The 10,795-nt window shown below is 68.9% G+C and carries 7 protein-coding genes and 1 pseudogene; 3 read left to right on the top strand and 5 right to left on the bottom strand.

Annotation, left to right across the window (positions count from 1 at the left end):
* Both FV228_RS10875 and FV228_RS10870 read right to left on the bottom strand, forming a co-directional pair.
* Positions 1–270 (bottom strand): annotated as a pseudogene (locus tag FV228_RS10875) (hypothetical protein); the annotation flags it as partial.
* A gap of 182 nt (positions 271–452) precedes the next feature.
* A complete protein-coding gene (locus FV228_RS10870) occupies positions 453–1,454 on the bottom strand; it encodes a GTP-binding protein (protein WP_147854641.1) in 1,002 nt (333 codons plus the stop codon).
* 292 nt (positions 1,455–1,746) lie between these two features.
* On the opposite strand from FV228_RS10870, the gene FV228_RS10865 reads away from it, so the two are divergent.
* The 3 genes from FV228_RS10865 to FV228_RS10855 all read left to right on the top strand — a co-directional run bounded on the left by FV228_RS10865 (position 1,747) and on the right by FV228_RS10855 (position 7,919).
* Positions 1,747–3,060 carry an efflux RND transporter periplasmic adaptor subunit gene (locus tag FV228_RS10865; protein WP_147854640.1) on the top strand — a complete coding sequence of 438 codons (1,314 nt, stop codon included), beginning with the start codon at positions 1,747–1,749 and terminating at the stop codon, positions 3,058–3,060.
* A gap of 15 nt (positions 3,061–3,075) precedes the next feature.
* On the top strand, positions 3,076–6,225 hold the full coding sequence (locus FV228_RS10860) for a CusA/CzcA family heavy metal efflux RND transporter (RefSeq protein ID WP_147854639.1): 3,150 nt from the start codon (positions 3,076–3,078) through the stop codon (positions 6,223–6,225).
* A 185-nt stretch (positions 6,226–6,410) separates the two neighbouring features.
* The gene (locus FV228_RS10855; RefSeq protein ID WP_238260138.1) at positions 6,411–7,919 is read left to right on the top strand and encodes an efflux transporter outer membrane subunit; all 1,509 of its coding nucleotides are present in this window, start codon (positions 6,411–6,413) and stop codon (positions 7,917–7,919) included.
* Between the two features lie 16 nt (positions 7,920–7,935).
* On the opposite strand, the gene FV228_RS10850 is transcribed toward FV228_RS10855, so the two are convergent.
* The 3 genes from FV228_RS10850 to FV228_RS10840 all read right to left on the bottom strand — a co-directional run.
* On the bottom strand, positions 7,936–8,727 hold the full coding sequence (locus FV228_RS10850; RefSeq protein WP_147854638.1) for a flagellar hook basal-body protein: 792 nt from the start codon (positions 8,725–8,727) through the stop codon (positions 7,936–7,938).
* A 121-nt stretch (positions 8,728–8,848) separates the two neighbouring features.
* A complete protein-coding gene (locus tag FV228_RS10845) occupies positions 8,849–9,316 on the bottom strand; it encodes a secondary thiamine-phosphate synthase enzyme YjbQ (protein ID WP_147854637.1) in 468 nt (155 codons plus the stop codon).
* Positions 9,313–10,795, bottom strand: a 1,483-nt coding sequence (locus FV228_RS10840) for a cisplatin damage response ATP-dependent DNA ligase (RefSeq protein ID WP_147854636.1), incomplete at its 5' end; no start/stop codon positions are given. The genes FV228_RS10840 and FV228_RS10845, both read right to left, overlap by 4 nt.

Here is a 10,795-nt window from a genome sequence, read left to right as displayed (position 1 = left end):
GGCCGGGGCTTGCGGCGCGGGAGCCGGGGCCGCGGGCTTCGTCGCACCGGGTGCCACGGGGTTCGGCACCGTGTTGGCCGTTGTGTTCGTCGCCTCGGCCCCGCATTCCGCCTTGCGGAAGTCGTTCCATTTCTGGCCGTTGAGCGTCCCGGCCTGCTTGGCGGCCTGATACTTGGTCGAGCAATCCTTGGTGGACAGGGCTGCGGCCGGCGTGACGAGCGCTGCGGCGCCGCCAGCAAGTATGGTGGCGGTCAGAAGTAGACGTACCATAGCGAAATCCCCCCGCGTCGATATCGAGCCAGGTAGATACGCTATATCGAGGACAATCGCTCCGACAATCGGTCGCTATACAAGTACCTGTGAACGCTGCGCCGGCAACCCGAGGCCGCCGACGGCGCGGAACCGCGACGCGCCGGCGACCCGCCGCCCGGGACCAGCCGGGCTGCCCTCGATCAGGCCCGGCAGGCTTCGAATTCCTGGCGAATCGCCACCGGATCGAGGTTGCGGCCGATGAACACCACCCGGGAGACCCGCTTCTCGTCCGGGCGCCAATCCCCCTGGACGTCGCCGTCGAGGATCATGTGCACGCCCTGGAAAACGAAGCGCTTCGGCTCGTTAGGAAAGGCCACGATGCCCTTGCAGCGCAGGATGTCCGGCCCCTGCACCTGGGTCAGGTTCGAGATCCAGGGCATGAACTTCTCCGGATCGACCTCGCCGTCGATCTTGGCCGAGACCGACTGGATCTCGGAATCGTGATGGTGATGGTGGCCCGCCTCCAGGAAATCCGGCTCCACCTCGAGAATGCGGTCGAGGTCGAACGCGTTGCGCTCCAGCACGGCCTCCAGGGGCACGGCGCAGTTCTGGGTGCGGTGGAGCTTGGCCAGCGGGTTGATGCCGCGGATCTCGGCTTCCACCCGGTCCAGATCCTCCGGCGAGACGAGGTCGCTCTTGTTGAGCAGGATCACGTCGGCGAACGCGATCTGGTTCTTCGCCTCCGGGGCATCCTTCAGGCGATCGGACAGCCACTTGGCGTCCGCCACCGTCACCACGGCGTCGAGGCGGGCGGCGTCGCCGACATCCTGATCGACGAAGAAGGTCTGGGCGACCGGGGCCGGGTCGGCCAGCCCGGTTGTCTCGACGATGATCGCGTCGAACTTGCCCCGCCGCTTCACCAGGCCGTCCATGATCCGGATCAGGTCGCCGCGCACGGTGCAGCAGACGCAGCCGTTGTTCATCTCGAACACTTCCTCGTCTGCGCCGACGACGAGGTCGTTGTCGATACCGATCTCGCCGAACTCGTTGACGATCACGGCGTAACGCTTGCCATGGTTTTCCGTAAGGATCCGGTTGAGCAGCGTGGTCTTGCCGGCGCCGAGATAGCCGGTGAGCACGGTGACCGGGATCTTGCCGGCGGCAGAACCCGATGGGGCGGAAGCAGAACTCATGTCGGTCATGGCGGATTCTTCGATCGGATCTGTGGGATGGATCGGGCTTGTGGCCCGGGAGCGTTGTCATATTGTAACAAATCCCGGCGAAGGAAGACGGAGCCACACGGTTTCGCGACCCGGCCCCCCGATCGATTGCGGATCAGCCAAGCTTTGCTCTAGGCACATGGTGCAGTTCGGGTCCGCCCGGACGGCACGCCTCGACAAGCGACTCCGATCACCATGAAACGGCCGGGGTCTGGGCCGAAGCCTGTCCTCATCGCCATCCCGGTCCCTCGCCCGGCCCCAGAAGACCAACCGCATGGACGCCCGCAATCCTCTGGACCAGGATGAGGCCCGCGCCGCATCCGCGCGCCGGCGCCGCACGCCCTGGCCCCTGATCGTCGTCGTGCTGGTCGCGGTCGCGGGCGGGCTGGCGCTGGCCGTCTCGGACCGCGCCCGCGAGGCCGTCTCGGGCGTCGTCGCCGGGCTGTTCGGATCGGGCAACCCGGATGCGGGGATCGAGGCCGAGAAGGCCGGGACGGTGGAGCGGGTGTTCCGGCCGAGCAAGGAACAGCGCGCCGCGTTCGAGATCCTGCCCGTGGCGACCCAGGTGTTCCGCCCCGAGGGCTCCGCGGAGGGGCGCATCGCGCTCAACGACGACGACAACGTGCCGGTGGTCTCGCCCTACGCGGGTCGGGTGACCAAGGTGCTGGCCCGGGCGGGCGACGACGTGAAGGCCGGCGACGTGCTGCTGACGCTGGAGGCCACCGATATGGTCCAGGCGCAGAACGACTATCAGGCCGCCCTGAACAATCTCCAGAAGCAGCAGGCCCTGCTGAAGCTCGACCAGACCATCGCGGCGCGCCAGCAGGAACTGTTCCAGGCCCACGCGGTGGCGCTGAAGGACTACCAGTCCGCGCAGAACGACGTCATCGCCGCCCAGAGCGACCTGAAGACCGCGGAGGCGTCCCTGGACGCCGTGCGGAACCGGCTGCGGCTCCTGGGCAAGTCCGACGCCGAGATCGTCGCCTACGAGAAGAACGGCCGCCTCAGCCCCGAGACCCAGATCCGGGCGCCGATCGCCGGCACCATCGTCCAGCGCAAGGTCGGCACCGGGCAGTTCCTCTCCGCCTCCAGCGACCCGGTCTTCGTGATCGGCGACCTGTCCACGGTGTGGCTCGTCGCCAACGTGCGCGAGAGCGAGATCCCGAAGATCCGCATCGGCCAGGAGGTCGAGGCGAAGGTGGCGGGCTTCGGGGCGCGGGTGTTCAAGGCCCGGGTCAACTACATGGCCGCAAGCCTGGACCCGGCGACGCGGCGACTCGCGGTGCGCAGCGAGGTCGACAACCCGGACCGGGTGCTGCGTCCGGAGATGTTCGCCACCTACACGATCATCACCGGCAAGGGCGAGCCGAGCCCGAGCGTGCCGGTCGCCGCGATCGTGTACGAGGGCGACCGCACCCATGTCTGGGTGGCCCGCCAGGACGGCGCCGTCGAGGCGCGCGACATCAAGCTCGGCGTGATCAACGGCGACAGCGCCCAGGTCGTCGACGGCCTGCATGCGGGCGAGCAGATCGTGACCCGGGGGGCCCTGTTCATCGACCGGGCGGCCACCGGCGACAAGGCGTCCTGAGCGGGAACCCGGGCGATGAACAGCCTGATCGTCTTCTCGCTGCGCCAGCGCGTGCTGGTCGTGCTGCTGTTCGTGGTGATGCTCGGCATCGGCTACGGCGCCTATACCCAGCTCAACATCGAGGCCTATCCCGACCCGGTGCCGCCGCTCGTCGACGTGATCACCCAGAACCCGGGACAATCCGCCGACGAGATCGAGCGCTACATCACCATCCCCCTGGAGGTGGCGCTCGCCGGCATCCCCAACGCTCAGGTGGTGCGCACGATCTCGCTGTTCGGCCTGTCCGACGTGAAGGTCCAGTTCAACTACGAGTACACGTACGAACAGGCGCTGCAGCGGGTGCTCAACCGCCTGTCGCAGGCCCCGGCCCTGCCCAACGGCGCCACGCCGCAGATCTCGCCGACGAGCCCGGTGGGCGAGATCATGCGCTACAAGCTGGTCGGCCCGGCGGGCTACTCGCCCATGGACATGAAGACCCTGCAGGATTGGGTGCTGCAGCGGCGGTTCAAGGCGATCCCGGGCGTCACCGACGTGACCGCGTTCGGCGGCAAGGCCAAGGAATACGAGGTCGCGGTCGACCTGAACCGCCTCCAGGCCCAGGGCCTGACCCTGGTCCAGCTGACCACGGCGCTGAACAACGCCTCGATCAACGTCGGCGGGCAGACCCTGAATGTCGGCCAGCAATCCGCGGTGGTGCGCGGCATCGGCCTGATCCGCGACATGGACGACATCCGGGACACGATGATCAGCCTCGTCAACGGCACGCCGGTGCTGGTGCGGGACGTGGCGGAGGTGCGCGTGTCGAACGCCCCGCGGCTCGGCATCGTCGGCCACGACGACCAGTCCGACGTGGTCGAGGGCATCGTTCTGATGAGCCGCGGCGGCCAGAGCCTGCCGACGCTGCAGCGGGTCGAGGCGGAGATCGACAAGATCAACGCCTCGACGATCCTGCCGCCCGACGTGAAGATCGAGCGGATCTACGACCGGTCGGGGCTGATCCACACCACGACCCATACGGTGATGCACAACCTCGTCTTCGGGGTGGTGCTGGTGTTCATCGTGCAGTGGTTGTTCCTCGGGTCGCTCACCAGCGCGATCATCGTGGCGGCCACGATCCCGTTCGCGCTCGGCTTCGCGATCCTGATCCTGGTGGTCCGGGGCGATTCGGCCAACCTCCTGTCACTCGGCGCGATCGATTTCGGCCTGATCGTCGACGCGACGGTGATCATGGTCGAGAACGTGTTCCGGCACCTCGCCGAGCCCGAGCATTCCGAGGGTCAGGAGGCGCCAGGGGGGCTCGAAGGCCGGCTCGGCATCATCGCGATCGCCGGCGTCGAGGTGAACCGGGCGATCTTCTTCTCGGCGATCATCATCATCGTCGGCTTCCTGCCGCTGTTCACGATGAGCGGCGTCGAGGGTCACATCTTCGGGCCGATGGCCAAGACCTACGCCTACGCCCTGGTCGGCGGCCTGCTGGCGACGTTCACGGTCTCGCCGGCCCTCTCGGCGCTGATCCTGCCGAAGAAGCTCGAGGAGCGCGACACCCTGATCGTGCGGTTCCTGCGCGCCGGGCACGAGCGCATCCTGGCCTTCGGCCTCAAGAACCGGGTGCTGGCACTCTCGGTGATGCTGGTGGTGCTGCTGGCCTCGGGGCTGGCCGCCCGGAACCTTGGACTCGAATTCCTGCCCCGGCTCGAAGAGGGCAACCTCTACGTGCGCGGCACCATGCCGTCCTCGATCTCGCTGGAGGCCGGCAACGACTACGTCCAGCGCCTGCGCAAGATCTTCCAGGAGGTCCCGGAGGTCGTCACGGTGATCTCGCACCAGGGCCGGCCCAACGACGGCACCGACGCCACCGGGTTCTTCAACGTCGAGATCCTGGCGCCGCTCAAGCCGATCGACCAATGGCGCAAGGGCCTCGACAAGGACAGCCTGATCCACGACCTGAGCAAGAAGCTCGAAGCCGAGTTTCCGGGGATCGAGTTCAACTTCTCGCAATATATCGAGGACAACGTCCAGGAGGCCGCCTCGGGCGTGAAGGGCGAGAACTCGGTCAAGATCTACGGCAGCGACCTCGCCCAGCTCACCAAGACCGCCAACGCGGTCAAGGCGGCGCTGGCCTCCGTGCCCGGCATCAGCGACCTTGCGGTGTTCGAATCGCTGGGCCAGCCGACCGTGCGGATCGACGTCGACCGCCACAAGGCCGCCCGCTACGGCCTGTCGATCGGCGACGTGAACACCACGATCCAGGCGGCGATCGGCGGCCAGACCGCGGGCGACCTCTACGAGTACGGTTCCGACCGGCACTTCTCCATGCGGGTGCGGCTGGCCAAGGAGTACCGCTCGTCGCTGGCCGGCATCCGCAACATCGCGGTGGGGGCCCAGAACCCTAACGGCGGCGTGATCCAGGTGCCGCTCTCCGAGATCGCCGACGTCGACCTCGTCTCGGGCGCCTCGTTCATCTACCGCGAGGACCAGGAGCGCTACATCCCGGTGAAGTTCTCGGTGCGCGGGCGCGACCTCGGCAGCGCGGTGATCGAGGCGCAGCGCAAGGTCGCCGAGGCGGTGGACCTGCCGCCGGGCTACCGGATGGAGTGGGTCGGGCAGTTCACCAACCTGAAGGACGCCGCGACCCGGCTCAGCCTGGTCGTGCCGGTCACCCTGGTGCTGATCGCGCTCCTGCTGTTCATCAATTTCTCGTCCGTGGCGGACATGCTGCTGACCCTGTCGGTGATCCCGATGGCGATGATCGGCGGCATCTTCGCGCTGGCGCTGACCGGCACGCCGTTCTCGATCTCGGCGGCGATCGGCTTCATCGCCCTGTTCGGCATCTCGACCATGGAGGGCGTGATCCTCCTGGCCTATTACAACCAGTTGCTCGACGAGGGCTGGCAGCGCAAGGACGCGGTGTGGAACGCCGCGATCGTGCGGATGCGCCCGGTGATGATGACCTGCGTGGCCGCCTGCGTCGGCCTGCTGCCGGCGGCGATCTCCACGGGCATCGGCTCGCAGGTGCAGAAGCCGCTGGCCCTGGTGGTGGTCGGCGGCATCATCCTGGCGCCCAACCTGATCCTGGTGGTGGTGCCGGTGCTGATCTCGCTGTTCTCGCGGCGGCACCCGAATCCGAACGGGCGGGCCGTGACCGGGCACCGGGTGGCGGCATGAGCCGGGCGAGAGCGACGCGTGCCGGGCATCGTCACGTGGCCCGGGCGCCACAGCGCGGCTCCGGCGCACAGGATCGCGGCACCGTCGGATTGACTTGGTCGTCCGCGGGGACGCTCTACCGAGGGAGGGGTTTCGGGGGCATGATGGTGGCGTTGGCGCCGAATCGGTGCGGTCGTGCGGCCATCATGCTGGCGGCGGCCGTGTCCCTATCGGCTTTGTCCCTGTCGGCTTGTGCGGTCGGCCCGAACTTCGTGCCGCCCGAGGCGCCCCCGGTCGGCCGCTACACCCGGGAGCCGCTCCAGAATCCCTCGGCCGCCGACAACATCCGCACCCGCCAGGGCGGATCGGCGGACCAGAGCTTCGTTTCCGGCGCCGACATTCCCGGCCAATGGTGGACGCTGTTCCATTCGAAGGCGCTGAACCAGCTGGTCGAGCAGGCGCTGGCGAACAACCCGACCCTGGAGGCCGCGCAGGCCTCGCTCCGGATCGCGCAGCAGAACGTGCTGGCCCAGAAGGGCACGCTCTATCCGAGCCTGACCGCCACCCCGCAGGCGCAGGGCATCCTGGCGCCGGGCCTCGACCTGCAATCGCCGCTCAACAACGAGAGCCGGTACCTCTACAGCCTGTCCACCCCGCAGGCGGTGGTCGCGTACAATCCCGACGTGTTCGGGGGGAACCGGCGCCAGATCGAGTCCCTGGAGGCGACGACCGAGAACCAGCGCTTCCAGCTGGAGGCGGCCTATCTCAGCCTCACCGGCAACGTCGTCGCCGCCGCCATCCAAGAGGCGGCGCTGCGGGCGCAGATCGACGCCACCCGCAAGGTGATCCAGGCGCAGACCGAGGTGCTGCAGCTGTTCAACAAGCAGCTCTCGCTCGGCCAGATCGCCGGGGCCGACGTGGTCCAGCAGCAGGCCGCCCTGGCCCTGTCGCAGCAATTGCTGCCGCCGCTCGAGAAGCAGCTGGCGCAGCAGCGCAACCTCCTCACGGCGCTGGCCGGGCGCCTGCCCTCCGACGAGATCGCGGAGACCTTCCAGCTGTCGGCCCTGCGGCTGCCGACCAAGCTGCCGGTGAGCCTGCCCTCGCGCCTCGTGCAGCAGCGCCCCGACGTGAAGGCGGCCGAGGCCCTGGTGCAGCAGGCGAGCGCCAGCGTCGGCGTCGCCGTGGCCAACCGCCTGCCGCAATTCAGCCTGACCGCCACGGGCGGTTCCAGCGCCGTGCGGCTCGCCCAGGTCGCCAATCCCGGCGCGGCGTTCTTCACGATCATCGGACAGGCGACGGCGCCGATCTTCGACGCCGGCACCCTGTTCCGGCGCCAGCGGGCAGCGGAGGAGACGCTGACCCAGGCACAGGCGCAGTACAAGGCGACGGTGATCACCGCGTTCCAGAACGTGGCGGACGCCCTGCGGGCGCTCCAGGCCGACGCCAAGGCGGTGGCCGCCGCCGATGCCGCGGTGAGCGCGACCAACCAGAGCCTCGGGCTGATCCGCAAGCAATACACGGCCGGCGCCGTCACCTCGACGCAGGTGCTGATCGCCCAGCAGGGCTACCTCTCGGCGCTGGTCACCTCGGCGGCCGCCCGCGCCACCCAGTACGGCGACAGCGCGGCGTTGTTCGTGGCGCTCGGCGGCGGCTGGTGGAACCGCAACGACGTGGCCCCGCCCCCGCCCGAGACCGACCCGCTGAAGTTCCTGTAAGGCGCGCCCTCGAGCCTCACACATCCATCGCGATGGCGTCCTGCAGCATCTGGTCGGCGGCGCTCATGACCTTCGTGTTGGCCGTGTAGGCCTGCTGGGTCTCGATCATCTTCGAGAACTGGTCCGAGATGCCGGCATTCGACTGCTCCACCGAGCCGGCCGCGATGGTCGCGCCCGCGAACCCGAAGCTCGGCGCGCCGGACTGGCCGTTGGCCACGTAGGTGCCGCCGTCGAGGGAGGTCAGGTTGTCCTGTCCGCCGAACTGCGCCAGCGTCAACGAGCCGAGCGGCACGGTGCCGCCGTCCGCGCCCGTACCGGTGAGGGTGCCCGCGGGCGAGACCGTGAGGCTCGCCAGGGTGTCGGTCCCGGTTGGAACCTGTACGGGCGCGGTCGCCGCCGGGCCGGCGAACAGGTAATAACCCGCGCCGTTGACCAGGTAGCCGTTCGCATCCGGGTCGAAATCGCCGCGGCGGGTATAGCCGGTCTCGCCGGTGAAGCTCGGACTCTGCGGCGTGCCGGTGTTCGACCGGACCACGAAGTAGCCGTTCCCCGAGATGGCGAGGTTGGTCGCGACCCCGGTGGACTGGATCGTACCCTGGAGCCCCAGGGTGTTGCGCGTGCTGGTCGCGACGCCGCCGCTCGATTGCGCCTTGGCGGTGGTCTGGGCCAGCATGTCGGCGAAACTCGTCTCGGTGGTCTTGTATCCCGCGGTCTGGGTGTTGGCGATGTTCCCGGAGATGTTGTTGAGCGCCAGGGACTGCGCCGAGGCGCCGGACACCGAATTCGAGAGCGCGTCGAACAAGCCCATCGGAGTCCCCCCTTCGCGAGACCGGCGCAGAAGCAGATCCCAAGAAGTTTTTGCCCGCAGCAGGGTTAAGCGGCGGTGTGTCAGCGAATGTTGCTGCGTGCGCCGGACCAAGCGCCCCGATTCAAGCGCCGATCACGCTCACGACGATCTCCCGCCGATGCGGCCGGTCGCGGTGCTCGATCAGGTAGATCCCCTGCCAGGTGCCCAGGGCCAGACGCCCCTCGACCAGCGGGATGCTCAGGGCCGAATCGGTGACCAGCGTGCGGATGTGGGCCGGCATGTCGTCCGGCCCCTCGGCGCCGTGGACGTAGGGCGTGCCGCGTGGCGCGAAGCCGTCGAGGGCCGACATCAGGTCGGTCTGCACGTCCGGGTCGGCATTCTCCTGGATGGTCAGGGAAGCCGAGGTGTGCCGGCAGAATACCGTGACGAGCCCGTCCCGGATCCCGCTGCCACTCACGAACTCCGCGACCGCGCCGGTGAAGTCCGTGAAGCCCTGTCCCGGAGTCGCGATGGTCAGGCGGCCGCTCGCATGGCGCTCCACCGCGCCGGAGGCCAGCGGCTCGACCGGACCGATCTTCCCCTGCTTCATGTCCCCGACTCCATCAACGTTGCCCCGGGCGCGATCTCGCGCTCGCCGCGGGCCAGGATCCGCTCCAGCACGTCGATCCGGTCGGCCTCGGCGGCGGGCTTGTCCCAACGGATCCGGCTGACCCGGGGGAAGCGCATCGCCACGCCGGACTTGTGCCGGGTCGAGCGCTGGACGCCCTCGAAGGCGATTTCCAAAACGAGCCCGGCCTCAGGCCCATGGGTGACCTCGCGGACCGGACCGAACCGCTTGGTGGTGTTGTTGCGGACGTAGCGGTCGAGCTTGGCGAGTTCCGCGTCCGTGAAGCCGTGATAGGCCTTGCCCACCGGCACCAGCTCGTCCCCCCCCTCGGGGGCCTCCCGCCAGACCCCGAACGTGTAGTCCGAGTAGAACGACGAGCGCTTCCCGTGACCGCGCTGCGCGTACATCATCACGGCATCGACGACATGGGGCTCGCGCTTCCACTTCCACCAGGGGCCCTTTGGGCGGCCCGGCAGGTAGGGGCTGTTGCGGCGCTTGAGCATCACGCCCTCGATCGCGTCCGCGTCCTCGCCGGCCCCCACCGAGGCCGGATCGGCCCGGGCGGCGGCGAGCGCCTCCCAATCCGCGAACGGGACCAGCGGCGAGATGTCGATCCGCGCGTGGTCGAGGCGTGTGACCAGCGCCTCCAGCTTCTCCCGGCGGGTCGCGAACGGCTCGGCCCGCAGGTCGTCGCCGTCCAGCGTCAGGAGGTCGTAAGCCCGGACATGGGCCGGGAACTCTTCCAGGAGCTTGGCCGTCACGGCCTTCCGGTTCAGGCGCTGCTGCAGGACGTTGAAGCTCTGGACCCGGCGCTCGCGCAGGATCAGTAACTCGCCGTCGAGTGTCCCCGTGAAGCCGATCGCCTCGGCGAGGTCGGGGAACGCCCCGGTGATGTCCTCGCCGGTGCGGGAATAGACCTTCGCGACCTGCACGCCCGCCCGGTCGCGCCCGCCGACGAGCTGGACACGGATGCCGTCCCACTTCCACTCGGCGGAAAAGGCCTCCGCTTCGAGCTTCTCGAGATCGGCCTCCTCCTCGATCGGATGCGACAGCATCGGCGGTCGGAACGGTGCCGGGTTGAGGGTCTCGGGCCGCTCGGCCCGCCCCTCGACCCAGGCGAACAGGGTCTCGAACGGCGGCGTCAGCCCGTGCCAGACCTCCTCCACGGCATCCGCCTCGTGGCCGCCCAGCGCGCCGACCGCGGTCTTGGCGAGCCGCGCCGAGACGCCGACGCGCAGGTTGCCGGTAACGAGCTTCAGGAGCGCCCAGCGCCCGGTCTCGTCGAGGGCGTCGAGCCATTCGGCGAGGTGGCGGGACAGGTCTTTCTTCGGGATGGTGCTGAGCGTTTCGACGACCTCGGCCAAGCTCGGCGGAGGCGGATTGTTATGACCGAGACCAGCGGGCGCCTCCCCTCCCCCCACTGCGGGGGAGGGTGGGCCGGCCGTGAGGTCGGGTCGGGAG

This window comes from Methylobacterium sp. WL18 (assembly GCF_008040015.1).
GTDB classification, from domain to species: Bacteria; Pseudomonadota; Alphaproteobacteria; order Rhizobiales; family Beijerinckiaceae; genus Methylobacterium; species Methylobacterium mesophilicum.
This window is presented reverse-complemented; position numbering and strand designations above follow the sequence as displayed.

Excerpts from the sequence above, each read along its gene's own strand:
- FV228_RS10870 (WP_147854641.1), bottom strand. The coding sequence starts at position 1,454 with ATGACCGACATGAGTTCTGCTTCCGCCCCATCGGGTTCTGCCGCCGGC.
- FV228_RS10865 (WP_147854640.1), top strand. The coding sequence starts at position 1,747 with ATGGACGCCCGCAATCCTCTGGACCAGGATGAGGCCCGCGCCGCATCC.
- FV228_RS10860 (WP_147854639.1), top strand. The coding sequence starts at position 3,076 with ATGAACAGCCTGATCGTCTTCTCGCTGCGCCAGCGCGTGCTGGTCGTG.
- FV228_RS10855 (WP_238260138.1), top strand. The coding sequence starts at position 6,411 with ATGCTGGCGGCGGCCGTGTCCCTATCGGCTTTGTCCCTGTCGGCTTGT.
- FV228_RS10850 (WP_147854638.1), bottom strand. The coding sequence starts at position 8,727 with ATGGGCTTGTTCGACGCGCTCTCGAATTCGGTGTCCGGCGCCTCGGCG.
- FV228_RS10845 (WP_147854637.1), bottom strand. The coding sequence starts at position 9,316 with ATGAAGCAGGGGAAGATCGGTCCGGTCGAGCCGCTGGCCTCCGGCGCG.